At 65.8% G+C, this 16,160-nt stretch carries 13 protein-coding genes; 9 read left to right on the top strand and 4 right to left on the bottom strand.

The window, feature by feature from the left end; all coding sequences use genetic code 11:
- Positions 1 to 112: 112 nt before the first annotated feature.
- The gene (locus KF724_12835) at positions 113 to 1,591 is read right to left on the bottom strand and encodes a lytic polysaccharide monooxygenase (protein ID MBX3356575.1); all 1,479 of its coding nucleotides are present in this window, start codon (positions 1,589 to 1,591) and stop codon (positions 113 to 115) included.
- A gap of 54 nt (positions 1,592 to 1,645) precedes the next feature.
- The gene (locus KF724_12830) at positions 1,646 to 2,539 is read right to left on the bottom strand and encodes a hypothetical protein (protein MBX3356574.1); all 894 of its coding nucleotides are present in this window, start codon (positions 2,537 to 2,539) and stop codon (positions 1,646 to 1,648) included.
- 15 nt (positions 2,540 to 2,554) lie between these two features.
- Here KF724_12830 and KF724_12825 point away from each other — a divergent pair, with 15 nt between their 5' ends.
- From KF724_12825 to KF724_12800, 6 genes are all read left to right on the top strand, one after another.
- The gene (locus KF724_12825; GenBank protein ID MBX3356573.1) at positions 2,555 to 3,394 is read left to right on the top strand and encodes a polysaccharide deacetylase family protein; all 840 of its coding nucleotides are present in this window, start codon (positions 2,555 to 2,557) and stop codon (positions 3,392 to 3,394) included.
- A 112-nt stretch (positions 3,395 to 3,506) separates the two neighbouring features.
- On the top strand, positions 3,507 to 4,337 hold the full coding sequence (locus tag KF724_12820) for a 1-acyl-sn-glycerol-3-phosphate acyltransferase (GenBank protein ID MBX3356572.1): 831 nt from the start codon (positions 3,507 to 3,509) through the stop codon (positions 4,335 to 4,337).
- Positions 4,334 to 5,332 (top strand): lysophospholipid acyltransferase family protein, encoded by a 999-nt coding sequence (locus KF724_12815; GenBank protein MBX3356571.1) that lies wholly within the window; start codon positions 4,334 to 4,336, stop codon positions 5,330 to 5,332. The genes KF724_12820 and KF724_12815 overlap by 4 nt, the downstream gene beginning before the upstream one ends.
- Before the next feature lie 36 nt (positions 5,333 to 5,368).
- Positions 5,369 to 5,641 carry an acyl carrier protein gene (locus KF724_12810; protein ID MBX3356570.1) on the top strand — a complete coding sequence of 91 codons (273 nt, stop codon included), beginning with the start codon at positions 5,369 to 5,371 and terminating at the stop codon, positions 5,639 to 5,641.
- A complete protein-coding gene (locus KF724_12805; protein ID MBX3356569.1) occupies positions 5,641 to 6,141 on the top strand; it encodes a hypothetical protein in 501 nt (166 codons plus the stop codon). The genes KF724_12810 and KF724_12805 overlap by 1 nt, the downstream gene beginning before the upstream one ends.
- A complete protein-coding gene (locus tag KF724_12800; protein ID MBX3356568.1) occupies positions 6,138 to 8,435 on the top strand; it encodes a hypothetical protein in 2,298 nt (765 codons plus the stop codon). The genes KF724_12805 and KF724_12800 overlap by 4 nt, the downstream gene beginning before the upstream one ends.
- Here KF724_12800 and KF724_12795 read toward each other — a convergent pair.
- Positions 8,398 to 9,642, bottom strand: a complete 1,245-nt coding sequence (locus tag KF724_12795; GenBank protein MBX3356567.1) for a glycosyltransferase family 2 protein — start codon at positions 9,640 to 9,642, stop codon at positions 8,398 to 8,400. The genes KF724_12800 and KF724_12795 overlap by 38 nt on opposite strands.
- A 20-nt stretch (positions 9,643 to 9,662) precedes the next feature.
- On the opposite strand from KF724_12795, the gene KF724_12790 reads away from it, so the two are divergent.
- Complete coding sequence (locus tag KF724_12790) at positions 9,663 to 11,027, top strand: aspartate aminotransferase family protein (protein MBX3356566.1); 1,365 nt, start codon at positions 9,663 to 9,665, stop codon at positions 11,025 to 11,027.
- 35 nt (positions 11,028 to 11,062) lie between these two features.
- Here the strand turns inward: KF724_12790 and KF724_12785 are convergent, their stop codons facing one another.
- Positions 11,063 to 11,914: a hypothetical protein gene (locus KF724_12785; GenBank protein ID MBX3356565.1), complete on the bottom strand. Its 852-nt coding sequence runs from the start codon at positions 11,912 to 11,914 to the stop codon at positions 11,063 to 11,065.
- Between the two features lie 142 nt (positions 11,915 to 12,056).
- Here KF724_12785 and KF724_12780 point away from each other — a divergent pair, with 142 nt between their 5' ends.
- Both KF724_12780 and KF724_12775 read left to right on the top strand, forming a co-directional pair.
- Positions 12,057 to 13,016: a TIM barrel protein gene (locus KF724_12780; GenBank protein ID MBX3356564.1), complete on the top strand. Its 960-nt coding sequence runs from the start codon at positions 12,057 to 12,059 to the stop codon at positions 13,014 to 13,016.
- 254 nt (positions 13,017 to 13,270) lie between these two features.
- Entirely contained in the window at positions 13,271 to 16,072 is a 2,802-nt protein-coding gene (locus KF724_12775) for a zinc-dependent metalloprotease (GenBank protein ID MBX3356563.1), read from the top strand.
- Positions 16,073 to 16,160 lie beyond the last annotated feature (88 nt).

The raw sequence follows: 16,160 nt of genomic DNA, 5'->3' as shown, positions 1-16,160 counted from the left end.
GTCCTGGCGCGCGCATGCAGAGCGCCACCAGCCCGCCGCCCGACCGCGACTGAGGCGCCCGGCGCCGGCGTGGCTCATGACCACGCCGGCGCGCCGATCGCGCACGGTTGTCTCACGGCCCGGGCAAGACGGGGCTCTGATTGAGAATCACGCTGGTCGGCGAAGCCGGAGAGCCGAGACCGACAAAGCCGATCGTGACCGACTCACCCATGTGCACATGACCGTTCCAGGTTTCGTTCGCCACGGTGACCACGCCGTTCGACTGACTCATGAGCACGCCATCCCACAGTGACTGGATGGTGTATCCGGGCGTGTCGAACTTGAGCGTCCAGCCGTGGATCATCGACTCGGAACCGTTGTGAATGGTGAGATGGCCCACGAAGCCGCTGCCCCAGTTGTTCGAGACGCTCCAGGTCCAGGTGAGACCGAAGAGCTGGCAGTCATCGAGGTATCCGTCTCCGTTTGCGTCGCCACCCTCGACGATCTCGCATGAGTCCGGAATGAGGTTCATGTTGCAGTCTTCAACGACGCCCGCGAGGATCGCGCAGAGGTCGATGATGCCATCGCCGTCGCAGTCGGCGAGCGTCTCGCACCAGTCAGGGATGCCGTTCATGTTGCAGTCCGGTGCGCCGTTGGCGATCTCGACGGCGTCGGGAATGCCGTTGCCGTCACAATCGGCGCCGCATGCGCCCCATGAGCCCAGCACCACCGCGATGTCGGCGCCATCGGTCACACCGTCGCCGTTGAGATCGCCGCTGGGCGTGTTCCACGCCCCGAGCACGATGGCGAGATCCGCGCCATTGATCGATCCATCGTTGTTCAGGTCGGCGGGACACTCCTTGACCGGTGCCGATCCGAAGTCGACATCCGAAATGCTGTAGAACCCCTCGCCCACCGGGTCGAGCCGCTGCCAGATCACATACAGGCAGTGCTTTCCGGTTCGCGCCGGAATGATGGTGTTGAAGCGGTACTCGTTGGCCAGCTTCATCACCGGGCCGAGGGTGAGTTCCTCCATCTGGTTCCAGTTGAGCGGCTGGAGCGGATTCCAGTCGGCGCTCGTGATCCACGCGCGAAAGATGCTCGGGTCGTGCGGAGTCGTCGCGTAGAAGATGAGTTCATTCGGACCTGCACTCATCGGTGTGGTCGGCCAGTCGTCGCGCACCAGATCAAGTCCCTTGAACTTGGGGTTGCCGCCGCTCGCGAGTTCGCCATTGGGAATGGTGAGGTGATAGGGAATCGCCATCTGCTGCTGCGGTGAGCCAGGATGGAAGTTCACCACCTCATTCCAGTCGTAGAAGGGCTGCGTTCCGCCCAGGGCGATCGCCGCCTGTACCGCCGCCGACTGCGGGCTCTGCGGATTCTCGAGGAATCCCGAGTAGACGCGGCTGATCGGCTTCGACATCGACCCGTGACCGTGGGCAATGGTGCCCGCAAGCGCCAGCGCGATGGACGCCGCCGCCAAGGCGCCCTTGGCGCCGATTGGTGGAGTTCGGTGCGCCAAAGGTGCAGGCATTCCGACGGAGCGCGCGTGGACCGGCCGACGCCGCCACTGCGTCCGGACGAGGTGTGCGTCTCGCTTCAGTTCGATCATGAGTTGTACTCCGAGGGCCTCTTTCCATCGGCGCGACCGCGAGAACAATCACGGTCACCCATCCGACGAATCGAGCCCTCTATGCGCATCAACGCGGGGTGTGGAACTGGCCCGTCTCACGGAGATCACGGCCGAGAACCGGCCTCCCAGAACATTGCGCGCAATTCGCGGCTCTGGCAAGTGCGCTCGGCCAGCAAGTTGACGAATCTCCGAAGGCAAGAATCCCTTGTCCACCGACAGCACCGCGTCGTGGCGCACCATGCGCGGCAGCGGCAGAGTGAGACACCGCACGGCCAAGCGGCTCAGCCAATCTCGCGAAAGATCGTTCCAGATGACGAGCTTCGAGGCCAGTCGTCCCATGATGGCAAGGAGCTCAACCACCTGATCGTCGGTGAAGTGATGAAGGAACATTCCCGCGTGGACCACATCGAAGGAGCGCGGTGCGAAGTGGGACTCGAGTTCGAAGGCGCTCGCCTTGAGGAGCGTGATTGGCGCCGGACAGGTGATGGACCTCTCATGGAAGCCTGACCCTTGGGGCACCGATCGAGCGGCGTCGAGAGCGCCGCGCTCTGATGCTGCGGCTTCGCCGTCGACTGAGCAGGTCGCACCCGCATGGGCAGCCCGCGTGATCGGATGCGAGGCAATCGCACGCCGCGCTTCATCAAGGCTCGCGTCGAAGAGATCGACTCCGACGATCTGCATCGAGAGGCCGCGGCCTTCGGCCCACTCGAGCGCCGCAAGCGGAATGTCCGCGCAGCCCGTCCCGACATCGAGCATGCGGATGGACCGGCCGAGCTGCTGCTGCATCGCTTCAAGGTGCGTCAGCAGGCCGGCCACACCACCGAGTCGACGATTGACCCAACGGATGAAGCTGAATGCTTCGGCGATGTCGCGCGGATCAGCCGCGGGATCGTCCATGATCTCCGGGCGCGTGGGACGGGCGCTCATTGAGTGAGTTTACGAGTGAGAGGCGTCGTTACCATGCGCTTCATGTTCGCGTGGGCCAGGCACCTTCATGCTCGATCACCCATGCGGCGCCGACTCTGGATCGGCATTCCCGCCCTGCTGGTCGTGACCATCGGCTTCTTCGAGCCAGTGACTGCGTTCTGTGTCGTTGTGCTGTCAAGTGTCATCGTCTTCGGAAGTGCCCTGCGTCGCTCCAGTGACTTCTATGTGAAGCTTCTCAGGCGCTCGCCCCGGAACCTCGAGTGCGTGGCGCTCACCTTCGATGACGGACCTGATCCCGTTCGCACACCGCAGATTCTCGAGGTCCTCGATCGCGCGCAGGCGAAGGCGACCTTCTTCATGATCGGCCGAAGAGCGGAGCAGGCGCCCGAGCTCGTTCGCCGCGTCGTCGACGCGGGTCACGAGATCGGAAGCCACACCTACTCCCACCCGCGCACGATTCCATTCTGGCGGGCTGAGTCGCAGCGTCGCGAGGTGGTCAATGGCATCGCGGCGCTCGAGGCGAAGAGCAAGGTTCCGATTCGCTGGTTCCGTCCACCGATGGGGCTTGCCACCCCGGCGCTCGCGAGGGCACTCGAGGGGGTTCCCGTCGAACCCGTGAACTGGTCCGTGCACTCGCGCGATCTGGGCGATCCACACGAGGATCGCATCGCATCGCGCGTGCTCGCGGGCGTTCGTGGAGGCGACATCGTGCTCATGCACGATGGCTCCGATCGACTGGGCGAGGGCCCTGCGGCGCTTCCGGCGGCGCTCGAGCGCATTCTCAACGGCCTTCGGGAGCGTCGGCTTCGTGCGGTCACGCTTTCTGAGCTCGTCGACGGTCCGGGGGCGCACTGATGATGCGGACCACCTTCGAAGCCTTGCATCGGGCTCGTCGAGGAAGCGCCGAGTCAACACGACTTCTGGAGCCGACACTTACCTCGAGAGGTGACTCGGAGGCGAACACCTGATGCGACACTCGCCACACGGCGGAGGGGCACGCGACGCTCCTCCCCCTGAAGCCACTCGGACCTCGAGTCGTGCGAGCGGCCCCCGCGGTGACGAGCGCATCGGCAGCCCACCACGCTCGACCATTCCACGCCCGTGCCTCGGTTCGACATCGCTGCTGCGTCGACTCGAGGCCTGTGCGTGGCGCGCGACGGCGCGCAGCATCGAGTTCACGCTTGGCGTTCTTCGGGGCGTCGCGTTTCCGGTGCAGCTCGTCTCGCCGTGCGCCCTCGGCGCTCGCCCCGTCATCTTCGTGGCCAATCATCGAAGCCTGCTCGATACACCGTTCATTCGCTGGTCGATGCCTCGTCAGGTTCGCTCGAGGCTCGTGACGGTCGGCGGTTTCGACTACTTCGAGCCGCGCGGGCGCGGATGGACGCGCGTCGCATCGTCACTCTTCCTGCGATTCGTGGTCGACGCCTACCGAGTCTGGATGATCGACCGGCGGCTGGATGGCACGGCCCATCTCGGCCAACTTGCCGAGCGACTTGACGAAGGGTGGTCGCTCCTTCTGTACCCCGAGGGCAGTCGATCGCGGAGCGGACGAATGGGTCCAATGCAGCCGGGCGCGGCGCTCCTGGCGCAGCGCTGCGGTGTTGCCGTCGTCCCGATCTTCATCGGCGGCTCCGACGAGATTCTCCCGCCCGGTCGCTTCTGGCCGGCATCGGGGCGCCTTCGCATTCGTGCCGGAGCGCCGATGCGCCCCGAACCGCTCGAACATCCGGAGGCCTTCATGCGCCGCGTGCGCGCGGCGATCGCTGCGATCTCGAACGGTGAGGAGGCTGTGCCGTGAGCGATGCGGCCTCTGCCCGCGACGGCGCCAAGGCCACCGCGCGTCACGATGGCCGCGCGGCGATGGCCACGACGACAGGAGCCGCGCCTCGTCGATCCATGGTGGCCACATCGCTTGAGAATGCGCTCTTCGCGCTCCTTCTGATTCCGATGGCGCGCTGGACGCCTGGACTCTCACGGCTTGTGCGGCCGCTGCTCGCGCGCTTCACCTGGATGCTGATGGCAGGACGCCGTCGCTCGCTTCGGCGCACGGGACGGATCCTCTTTGGCCCGCGCGCGTCGCCAGAGGCGCTCGATCGCTTCGGCCGCCGAGTGCTTGAGAACATCCAGTCCTTCATTGCCGATGTCGCCTCGATTGACCGATGCACGGTCGCCGAGGTCGGCGCGAGGGTGGTGCACTTCGAGAACCTCGATCGGTTCATGTCCGTTGTTTCAGAGCGTCGTGGCGCCATCCTGGTCAGCGCCCATCTCGGCTCATTCGAGTCCGCAGTCGCCGCGATGCGTCGAGTCTGTGACACGCCGGTTCATGTGCTCTTTGCCCGGGATCACATCACCGCGTTCGATCGTGTCCGAAGCCGCGCCCGGCGACACTTGGGCATCGTCGAGCATCCTGTTGGAGATGGCGTGCAATCGTGGCTTGAGCTTCACGACGCACTCAAGCGGGGCGAGCTGGTGACGATCCTCGCGGATCGCACCATGCCGGGCCAGCGCGGCACCGCCACCCGATTCTTCGGGCAGAGTGCAGAGTTGCCTTTGGGTCCGCTTCGACTTGCCGCAGCGAGCGGGGCGCCGCTGCTTCCCACCTTTGCCCTTCCAACTCTCGATGGCCAATGGACGCTGCGGTTCGAGCCGCTCATCGAAGTCGAACCGGATGGCCGAACGCTCGATGGCGAACATCCCGCGCAGCGGCGCATGGTCGAAGCCATGGAGCGAGCCATTCAAGAGGCACCGGAGCACTGGCTTGTCGTCGCGGGACCGTGGTCGACGCCTGCATGAGATTCGAAACGCCGACGCTATCATGCGATGAGTCCCATGGTTGAACGCAGTTCCGTGCTCGCCGCCGTCGAACGGGTGCTCCGTCATGATCTCCGGTTTGGTCAGGCAGCCATCTCCGAGCAGACGGTCCTTGTCGGCGGAGAACTCCCGCTCGACTCGCTGGATCTCCTGATGGTGGTGACCGGGACGGAGAAGGCGCTCGGCATCAAGCTTCCGGGTCGCCGCATCGATGCCTCGGTGCTGAAGACGGTCGGATCGTTCGTCGACTTCGTCTGCTCGGAGAGCGGTGCGGCCGCGGAGCCTCGGTGATGAGCGCCAACACCTCCGGCGCTGAGGTTTCTCCGCGTGAACCAGTTCCGATTCGACTGGATCTGCTCCCCCATCGCGAGCCGTTTCTCCTCCTTTCAGCGGCGAGCCGAGCCGGCGATGAGATGCGCGGCTCATGGCGCTTGTCCGGGTCGGAGCCCTTCTTCCAAGGGCACTTTCCCGGGCAACCGGTCCTTCCGGGCGTGCTCCTGACCGAGGCGCTCGCGCAGCTCGCGGGTTTGAGCCTGATCTCGATGGAGTCCGCCGACCGCTCCGTTGCGACCGCCCCAACACTCGACCGGGCATCTCCGCCAACCGCGGTGCTGGTGGCGGTGGACATGAGGCTTCGCGAAGTGGTTCGGCCACCGGCCGTGCTCTCACTCGAGGCAACCCTTGATCGCTGGATCGGACCGATCGCCGAGTTCGAAGTCGCGGCACTCGTTGGCGAACGACGGGTGGCGCAGGGCCGGCTCTCCCTGCGCGTGATGGACATCGACCAGTGAATCAGCCGCAGGCGGCGGACGATGGCTCGGCGATCGTCGTGACAGCGGCGGCGGTCCGCACCGCGCTCGGTGCCTCGCGTGCGGAGATTCTTCGCCGTGCCATGGCGCGCGAGCGCTCGCTCGCGCCGTCGGCGGCGCTTGAAGGAGCCCGCCCGGACGATCGAACTTACGCGTGCAGTGGCCTCTCGAGTGGTCCTGATCGCGCCGAGGACCTCCTGGCGCGGGTGCTGGCCGATGCGCTCGAAGAAGCGCACCTTCATGAGCCCGCACGGCGCGGGTCCCGGCGCGTGCAGATCGTGGTCGGTACCACCTTGCACGGCATGCGCCACCTGGGCGACTACCTCCGGAGCGGTGGTGCCAAGGGCGCCGGCTTTCTCACACCGGCGTCGGTCGCTTCGCTTGCGGCCGCACGATGCGGACTTCCCGCGGGCGGAGTCACTGTTTCCACCGCGTGCGCATCGGGCATCACCACCATCGGCATCGCCTGTGATCTGTTGCGCCTTGGCGATGCCGATGTTGTGCTGGCCGGTGGCTACGACCCAGTCTCCGAGTTCTCCTACGCGGGATTTGAAAGCCTGCGACTGCTTGCCGAGGACGCGCCGCGTCCCTTCGCCAGGGACCGCGACGGCATGCGCACTGCAGAGGGCGCTGCCGTGCTCGTGATCGAGCGCGCCAGTTCGGCCCGCGCTCGCGGCGCGCGGGTGCTCGCACGCGTGGCCGCGATGGCCGAGAGCTCCGATGCCTTCCACCTGACACAGCCGCATCCGGAGGGCGAAGGTGCGGCAGACGCGCTGCGCGAGGCGCTCCAGCGTGGTGGCGGCGACCCCGATCTCATCGTGGCCCACGCGACCGGGACCGACGCCAATGACCACTCGGAGTATCGCGCGTATGAGCGCGTCTTCGGCGAGCGGCTCGCGCGCATTCCAGTGACTGCATCGAAGTCGGTCTATGGCCACACCCTCGGCGCCGCAGGCGCCGTTGACGCGGCACTCTGCATCGCCATGCTCGAGGCCCGCTCCGTTCTGCCGACCATGACCGGAGCTGACTCAATTGACCGCGCGACCTTCCCCCTGCTCGACCTTGTGACCGACCGTCGGGATGGCCCCATTGCACGAACCCTCAACATGGCGGTGGGCTTCGGCGGCTCGAACGCGGCACTCATGCTCGTCGCACCGCATCCCGCAGAGCCCGGTGTGAGGGCCCCCATGAGCCCCACCGCAGGGCCCGAGACGACACATGGCAGGAGCACGCCGTCGCTCGATCGTCCGTCGCAGAACCCCACGGCGCCGCTCCGCTCGGACGACCTCACGCGCAAGCCCGGTTCGGATGATGCGATCTGCATCACCGGGCTTGCAGTGATCGTTCCCGGAGCCGCGCATCGAGGGCGCGAAGTTGCGGGTCTCGACGGCGTCGAACCCGGCGATGTCGATCCCAACCTGCTCGAGCCACATCTCGATGTCCGAGCAGCGAGACGCATTGCACCGATCTCGAAGCTCGTTCGCGCTGCCGTTCGACTCGCGATCGATGATGCGCGTCTTTCCGCGGAGCACCTCCGTCAGGCGCACGCGATCTGCGCAACGCAACATGCAGCGGTCGGATATAGCGTCGACGCCTATCGAGAGGTGCTGGCTCACGGCTTGCGCGGCGGCAACCCACTCCTCTTCGCCGAGAGCGTCCCCAATGTGCCCGGGGCCCAGTGTTCGCTGGCCTTTGGAGTCAAAGGTCCGACGATCACGGTGTTCGGATCTCGTATCGCGTTCATCGAGGCGGCGTGGATTGCCATGGCGCGCATGCAGGCGCGCGGCGTGGCGCGGGTGATCTTGGTGGCTGCCGAGGAGCGCCATGAGAGGCTCGACGAGGTGCTCTCGGCCTGGAGGCAGCCGAGGTGCGGCGATCCCGGAACAGCGTCGGGCGCCGTAGCGATGATCCTCGAACGCGCGGATGCGGCGCGAGAGCGAGGTGCCGCTGTGTACGCCACGCTCGGCGCAGCGAAATGGATGGCTCCGGCCGCGCGCCGCCCGCGCGACATGCTGGTCGCGGCTCGCTCGATGGTTGACGGAGTCATGGGTCCAATCGACGCACCTGCAAGGCCCGGCCTGCTCGGACGGCTTGAGCGGCGAACGGCGGGTCAACGGCTGGAGCGAACCCTCGGCGCGGAGCTGCATGCGGTGGGGCCGGCGCTGCTCGCGGCGCTTCGCGCAGTGCGGGGCGAGAACGGCGCGGTGCTCGCCGTTGAGTCCTTCGGCGCAACGGGCCTCATCGAGATTTTCGGCGCAAAGCTGCAGTCCAAGTGACCCCGAGAAGAAGCAGTGCCGCGGCCAGCGCGGCGCCGGCGAAGACCCAGGAGCGCCCCGCGGCCAACTCGCCTTGAAGCGTGCGATCGCTCAACGCTTGAGCGATCGCACCCGCAAGCGCTCCAGCGCCAATGCCCACGGCGGCGCCGACACCGGCGAGCCAGAGCGAGCCATGCCATCGAATCACGAGCCACGCCGCGATCAGCGCGGCCACAGTGCTGCCAGGACCCAATCCAGATCCAACCGAGCCCGCGCTCACCTCCCCCGCGATGCCGATCGCACCGAGAGCGCCGAGCGCCATCGCCGCGCCGCCGTGAAGGCGCGCTGGTGAATCACCCAGAAGTTGGTCGCGCCCCCGGCGCAGCGACCATGCTTCAGCAACCTGCCCGCCGAGACGCACCATCGCCGCTCGTGTCGGCGCTGGCGGCAGGCTCGCCAGAGCGAGGAGCCAGAGATTGATCGCGAACCCCTCGGGCCAGTCGCGGCGGAAGCGGTAGTGACTGCGCCGCGCCGCGCCGTGGTGATAGATGCAGCGAATCGACTGCGACTCATACTCCGCGCCCATCCAGATCGCGCGCGTGATGAACTCCTCCTCCCACGCGAAGCGCCCGCTGAGGCAGCGGACCCTTGAGACGACAATGAGTGGATAGACCCTGAGTCCGCAGGGCGAGTCATCGACCGGCACGCCCGTCTGCGCTCGAATCGCGAGATCATTCAAGCGACGCCCCGTCAGGTTGCGACGGGGGTATCCGGGTGTCGCCGGATCCCGCGCACCGCAGAGAAGTCGAGGGGGTGCGCCTGGCCCGCCGTTCACCAGAGCGTCAATTGCACGAGCGACCATCCTCCGCGCATCGATCGGATCGTGCTGTCCATCGGCATCAATCGTGAGCGCGAGTTCGAAGCCCATGCCGATCGCATGCTCGAAGCCGTCGCGGAGCGCCGCGGCCTTCCCACCATTGGCCGGCCTCAGAAGCGCCACACGACGGGAAGCACGCACCTGATCTCGCGCGGATGCCGCCCCGCCTTCCGCGCTCCACTCACGGAGAAAGGTCGGCGTTGCGTCGGACGAGCCATCGTCGACCACGATGATCGTCTCCACGGCGCCGTCAATCCCGTGCAGAACCTCGGGGAGCGTTTCGCGCGCATTGAACGACGGCACGATGGCGCAGATGCGACGGCGGTCGTCGTCGCGGGGCTCTTCCGTCACGGCAGTACGATATCGTCGCCATGTCCGCACACGGTCACGCGCCTGAGGCGATCAACGGCGCTGCGGGCAGCCGGGCGTATCGCACCTTCATCAACCCGCGATGGGCGCGCGTGCTTCGCCTCATCGGCTGCGAGCGCACCTGGGTTCGCGGCGAACGCGTGTGGCTCGAAGACACCGAAGGAGGGCGCGTTCTTGATGCGATCGGTGGCTACGGCGCGGCCACGGTCGGCCACCATCACCCTCATGTCGCTCGCTCGCTCCACGATGCAATCGAAGGCGGCGCGCCAGGCATGATCCACTTCGGTGTTCCGCCACGCGCGGGGCACTTGGCGGAGCGCCTGCTCGAGATCGCGCCGCGTTCCCTCACCCGCGTCTTCTTCACGAACTCGGGGACCGAGGGGATCGAACTGGCCATCAAGATGGCCCGCGCCTCAACGGGCCGAGATCGGCTGCTCGCCTGCGACCACGCCTTTCATGGCTTCTCGACAGGATCGCTCTCGCTCTGCGGTCACGAGCCCTACCGCGAGGGGTTCGGCACGCTGCTTCCGAGTCATCGCGTGCCGTTCGGTGATCTTGCCGCGCTCGAACAGGCCCTTGCACCGCGAGATGTGGCCGGCTTCGTCATCGAGCCCATTCAGGGCAAGGGCGTGTACATCCCGACCGCGGACTATCTCGCCGAGGCGCAGCGCCTCTGTCATCGCGCAGGATCGCTGTGCATCGTCGATGAAGTGCAGACAGGCTTCGGTCGATGCGGGTCTCTCTTCGCCAGCCAAGCTGATGGCGCGATTGAACCGGACATCATGGTGGTGTCGAAGGCGCTCTCGGGTGGCATGATCCCGGTCGGCGCGGTGCTCGCCAGCGAGCGCGCGTGGGGCGCGGTCTTTTCGTCACTCGATCGCGCCATGGTGCATGGCAGCACCTTTCATCAGGCGCCGCTCGCCATGGCCGCCGCTCATGCGGTTCTCGATGTCATCGATGGGGAGCGACTGGTCGAGAGATCGGCACACCTCGGTGAGCGCCTTCGCACTCAACTGGAGGCGCTGCGCAGCCACCACCGCACGCTTGGAGCGGTGCGAGGTCGCGGCCTGATGGTGGCGCTCGATCTGGTCCCGCCGCGCCCCCTTCGGAGTCGCCTTGAGCACATGCTCTGGCCGCAAGCCTTCGTGATGGCGCTTCTCGATGAGGGTGGTGTGCTGGCGCAGGTGGTCAATCAGCGCTCGGCCACGATCAAGTTCACGCCCCCGCTTGTCATCGATGACCGGGAGGTGACCCTCATCGTGCAGGCAGTGGACCGCGCCCTCGCGCGAGTGGACGGCGGCGCACTTGAGACGACGCTTGGGACCTTGGGTCGAATGGCGATGAACCTCATGCGTTCGCGACCGTGAAGGGCTGAAGTCGGCTCCGGACCGCTGTCGGCCGATCATGGCGAGCGGGGCTCACCGGATCGCGTCATCCCATCAAGCCGCTCGGCACCCGCCGGAGGAGTGAACGCCGAGTCCTCCAGTTCGGGATTCACACGCATCGAACGGACACTGACATCGATGCGACCCATCGGGCTCACGAACTGAAGTCGTCGTGGAAGCGGGACTCCATCGACGAGCGCATGCTCCATGCACTCGAGGCGCCCGGTGAGCGCACCCGCCTCCCAGCGCTCCACGATCAGCACACGACCGTCGTCGCGCGCAATCGTCCACTCGAGTGACTGATCCTGATCTCGCATCACGCGAAAGACCGCTCGGTCGGGATCCCCGCGCACCAACTCGAAGTGCATGGCGTCACTGCCGATCCAGCCAAGCAGCGACCCGAGCACGCCAAGGAGTGCCTTCGAGGCATCGGCCGAAGCCAGCGCCTGCTCGCGCACGATCGGACTCAGCAGGGCCGAACACTCGTCGCCATGCATCACGACATCGCAGACCATGAAGCCGAAGCGACTGCTGCGCAAGCGGAAGCGATCGGGTCGGGCCATTCGGAGATCCCCCGCGAGCGAAGCCTTCGCGCCATCGGCACGGGTGAGGTCCAGCTCAAGCTTTGCAGCGAATGTGTCGATCGCGCGTCCCCGCGCGTGCATCCGCTTGAGCGCCTCGCCCGCCTCGTCGTCACGGGCGCTCGTCTGGTCGTGATTCGAGGTCTCGATTGATGCGCGAGGCACTGACGCGCCGACCGCGGACTGCGACGAGGCCTCGCCTCGCTCCTCATGAGCTGCCGACGGAGCCGAACACGCCGAGAGACACACGACGATTGCACCGCCGAGAACACGACTCCGCCAACGCATGCATCGAGTGTAGAGAGCGACCAGAGGCCGCCCTCACGCGTCGTCGGGGTGGTTCGATGCCATCGAGTGCTCCATCAAGCGTCCTCCGGGATTCGCACGGCTTCCGTTGCCTACCACCGAGTGGGCGGCGCATACTTCCGACATGGATCAACCGATCGATCGAAGGACCTTCGTCGGCACCGGAGCCGCCGCCGCCGCAACTGTCGTCGCGAGCGCCGTGGGGGCGAGCGCCGCGGGGACCGGCGCCGTCGGGGCCAGCGCTGCTCGCTCCGCTTCGAGTGATGGATCACCGAACGCATCACCGCTCAACTCCGCCTCTGGCGCGCCGAATGCCGGCGGCCCGCGGCGCGGCGCTCTTCGGCAGTCCGTCGCCCGCTGGTGCTTCGGCGGCTGGGATCTCGACACGCTCTGCATGCACGCGAAGGCGTGCGGCTTGGTGGGGATCGATCTGCTCTCAGAGTCCGAGTGGACGGTGCCAGCGCGACACGGCTTGGTCTGCACGCTTGCAAACGGACCTTCGACGATTCCGCATGGCTTCAATCGCCCCGAGAATCACGATCGATTGATCGCGGAGTGCTCCCGCATGATCCCGCTCGTGCGAGCCGCAGGCATCGACCAACTCATCGTCTTCTCAGGAAATCGGGCGGGCATGAGCGACTCCGAGGGACTCAGGCACTGCGCGGCCGCCCTCACGCCGATCATGCCGGTGGCGCGCGAGCATGGCGTGACGATCATCATGGAGTTGCTCAACTCGAAGATCGATCACGGTGACTACATGTGCGACCGGACACCGTGGGGCGCCGACCTCGTCCAGGCTGTTGGAAGCGATCACTTCAAGCTGCTCTACGACATCTATCACATGCAGATCATGGAGGGCGATGTGATTCGAACCATCCGAACCCATCGCGACGCCATCGGTCACTTCCACACCGCCGGTGTTCCCGGGCGAAACGAGATCGACGACTCGCAGGAGCTCCAGTACAGGGCGATCGCTGCGGCGATCGCTGAAACCGGCTTTCAAGGGGTGGTGGCCCATGAGTTCATGCCTCGGCGCGACCCGGTGCAATCCCTCGGCGAAGCGGCGGAGCGCTGTCGGGTCTGACCCCTTTGGCCCGATGGGGAATGGGGGCAGGCTGCTTCCCGTGAGATCGGGGGGGGACGCCATCGGGGGTTGATGGTTCTCAGCCGAGGGCGGCGGGCACCGGGCAGCCGGCGGCACCCGCCTCGACAGACCACGCGCAGTGACCGGGAACCGGAGATCGCGCCGCAACTCGTGAAGGCTTCGCGGCTACAGTGTGACCACTGGGCTGAGCGGCCCGACCGGACCCGATGGGCGGCCGGTTCCTGGAGAGATACATGGCATTGTCCCGCGCGACTTCGTTCGCAGCCTTGGCGCTGCTCTTCGGCTCGATCACCATTGCAAGCTCGGCGCAGTTCAGCTCCGGCGAAACCTCGCAGACCCCCCCGGGCGCACCTTCAGGTGCTGCCGCGGGCGGTGCTCCGGGAGCGCCCGGCGCACCGGGTGCTGACAAGCCCGAGTTCCCTCCCTTTGATCAAGTGATCAAGGGATTGGAGAAAGTCGTCAGTCCGTCGACTGACGGCACACCAAGTCTCTACACGCTGTACATCGACAAGAAGAAGAATCGCCTGCTCGCCGAACTGCCCGCTCAGTTTGCCAATCAGCGCATCTTCATCGCGACGAGCATCTCCGGCGGCTCACGGCAGACCGGGCACCAGTGGAACGACCTCTACGGCTACTGGCGGCAGCAGGACAACAAGCTGCTTCTGATGGAGCCGAACCTCCTTCGACAGGCGCGCGGTGGAGATCAGGAGCGCGAGCTTCGAAGCTCCGTGCAGCGCACCTACACCGATCGAGTGGTCACCAGCGTGCCGATCCTCTGCATGGGTCCGGGGCGCGGCCCCGTCATCAATCTCGGTGAACTGCTCGTCGGGCAGATGCCGCTCTTCACGAACATCCGAGGCCGCGGCGAACTCGCCGAACTCGGCAATGTGAAGGCCTTCCCGCAGAACCTCGAGATCCCGATCACGGTGCCGACGGGCGACGGCCAACTCACCAAGATCCACTACTCGATCAGCGTCATTCCCAAGACTGACTACAAGCCTCGCGAGGCCGACGAGCGCATCGGCTACTTCCTCACCGTCTACAAGGATTTCTCGAAGAACGATCCCGATGGCACGCAGTTCACGCGCTACATCAACCGATGGCATCTTCAGAAGCGCGATCCGTCGCTCGCGATGAGCCCGCCCACGGAGCCGATCGTCTTCTACATCGAGCACACCGTCCCGGTGCGCTATCGCCGATGGGTGCGCGACGGCATCCTCGAGTGGAACGCGGCGTTCGAGAAGGTCGGCATCTTGAATGCGCTTGAGGTACGACAGCAGGACGCGCAGACCAAGGCGTTCATGGATCTCGACCCCGAGGATGTGCGCTACAACTTCTTCCGATGGATCACCAGTGAGACGCCCTTTGCGATGGGCCCCAGTCGAGTGAATCCCGAGACGGGGCAGATCCTCGACGCCGACATCATCTTCGACGACTCGATGCTCAAGCTCTACCGCCAGGAGTACGAGCGCTCCATCGCGGCCTATGGCCTCGATGGCGTTTCACCCGAAGCGATCTCCTTCATGGAGTCCCGACCGCTGTGGAACCCGCTCGCGATGGCGAAGCAGGTCAACCCGATGCGTGAAGCCGTGCTCAGCGATCCGCACCTCAGCGACGATCAGAAGGCTGACCTCGTCGGCGACCCAACCATCGGACGGAACGAGGGGCTCTATTCGCGCGTCGTGCAGCAGAACCGTTACTGCTCGTATGCCGCGGGCAAGGCGATGCAGATGGAGATGGCCTCGCTTGCCATGACGATGATGCCCGATCTCGCACAGGATGGCCCTCAGCTCGACGGTGTGCCGGAGAGCTACCTCGGCCTGATCCTCAAGGAGATCGTGATGCACGAGGTCGGCCACACGCTCGGCCTTCGCCACAACTTCAAGGCCTCGGCGTGGAAGTCGCTCGATGAGTACGCCGACGCCGCGGGTGAGGCTTCGGTCGGCAGCGTGATGGATTACAACCCGATTCGAGTCACTGTCGATGGCAAGCCTCGCGGCGACTGGGTGCCGAGCACCATCGGACCCTATGACTTCTGGGCCATTGAGTACGGGTACTCATTCGATGAGAAGCGCGTCAAGGAGATGGCGAATGAGTCGATGAAGGCGGAGTACCAGTTCGCCACCGACGAGGACACGCTCGGACCCGATCCGCTCGTGGCCCGCTTCGATCTGTCGAGCGATCCCCTCGCCTGGGCGGAGGAGCGCATGGAGGTCGTGAAGGCCGCGCGTGCGAAGATGCTCGACAAGGCGGTCAAGGATGGTGAGAGCTGGCACCTGCTGCGTCGCGCTTACGAAACGCTGCTGGGCCAGCAGTTGGGCGCTCTCCGCACCGCGTCGCGATATGTCGGCGGTGTGCATGTCAACCGAGATCGCAAGGGCGGCGAAGGTCGGGATCCACTCGTTCCCGTCGATGCGGCGAAGCAGCGCGAGGCCCTCGCCTTCCTGATTGCGAACTCATTCCCCGATTCGGCGTTCGATCTTCGACCGGAAGTCGTCCGCAAGCTCTCGACGAACAAGCACCGTCACTGGGGCGCGCTGGGTGACTTCGATGAGGCCTTCAGCCTGCACGATCGAATCGGCCAGGTGCAGTCATTCGTGCTTCTGTACCTGATGAATCCCCGAACGCTCACGCAGGTCTTCGACAACGAGCTGCGCAAGCCCGGCGACGAAGATGCTCTGACACTGCCGGAGGTGTTCCGAACCGTCATCGACGCTGGCTTCACCGAGATTCAGACTCCTCCCGAAGGGAAGTTCACGAGTCGTGAGCCCATGGTCAGCAGCCTTCGCCGCAATCTTCAGGATGGCCTGACCACGCGGCTCATTGACCTGATGGTCAACCCGCCACGATCGATGCCGCGAGCCGTGCAGACGCTCGCATCCATGCACCTGCGGCAGCTCTCAGAGAAGCTCGATGCCCTCTCCGAGCGAGCCGCAAGCGGAGAACTGGACGACTACACCGCAGCCCATGTGAGCGATCTGAAGACCCGCGTTGACAAGGCGCTCAACAGCGTGATGATCAGGACGCCCGGCTGAGCCGGAGCGGTCGTTCGCAATCTTCAAGGGGTCGGCTGCATGGAGCGGCCGACCCCTTCTTCATTGCCGCTATCCTCAGGGACCGGTC

Source organism: Phycisphaeraceae bacterium, assembly GCA_019636735.1.
In the GTDB taxonomy this organism is placed as follows: domain Bacteria; phylum Planctomycetota; class Phycisphaerae; order Phycisphaerales; family SM1A02; genus VGXK01.
This window is presented reverse-complemented; position numbering and strand designations above follow the sequence as displayed.

What these genes read in the sequence shown, in the direction of transcription:
- KF724_12835 (MBX3356575.1), bottom strand. Translation starts at nt 1,591, where the DNA reads ATGATCGAACTGAAGCGAGACGCACACCTCGTCCGGACGCAGTGGCGG.
- KF724_12830 (MBX3356574.1), bottom strand. Translation starts at nt 2,539, where the DNA reads ATGAGCGCCCGTCCCACGCGCCCGGAGATCATGGACGATCCCGCGGCT.
- KF724_12820 (MBX3356572.1), top strand. Translation starts at nt 3,507, where the DNA reads ATGCGACACTCGCCACACGGCGGAGGGGCACGCGACGCTCCTCCCCCT.
- KF724_12810 (MBX3356570.1), top strand. Translation starts at nt 5,369, where the DNA reads ATGGTTGAACGCAGTTCCGTGCTCGCCGCCGTCGAACGGGTGCTCCGT.
- KF724_12805 (MBX3356569.1), top strand. Translation starts at nt 5,641, where the DNA reads ATGAGCGCCAACACCTCCGGCGCTGAGGTTTCTCCGCGTGAACCAGTT.
- KF724_12790 (MBX3356566.1), top strand. Translation starts at nt 9,663, where the DNA reads ATGTCCGCACACGGTCACGCGCCTGAGGCGATCAACGGCGCTGCGGGC.
- KF724_12785 (MBX3356565.1), bottom strand. Translation starts at nt 11,914, where the DNA reads ATGCGTTGGCGGAGTCGTGTTCTCGGCGGTGCAATCGTCGTGTGTCTC.
- KF724_12780 (MBX3356564.1), top strand. Translation starts at nt 12,057, where the DNA reads ATGGATCAACCGATCGATCGAAGGACCTTCGTCGGCACCGGAGCCGCC.
- KF724_12775 (MBX3356563.1), top strand. Translation starts at nt 13,271, where the DNA reads ATGGCATTGTCCCGCGCGACTTCGTTCGCAGCCTTGGCGCTGCTCTTC.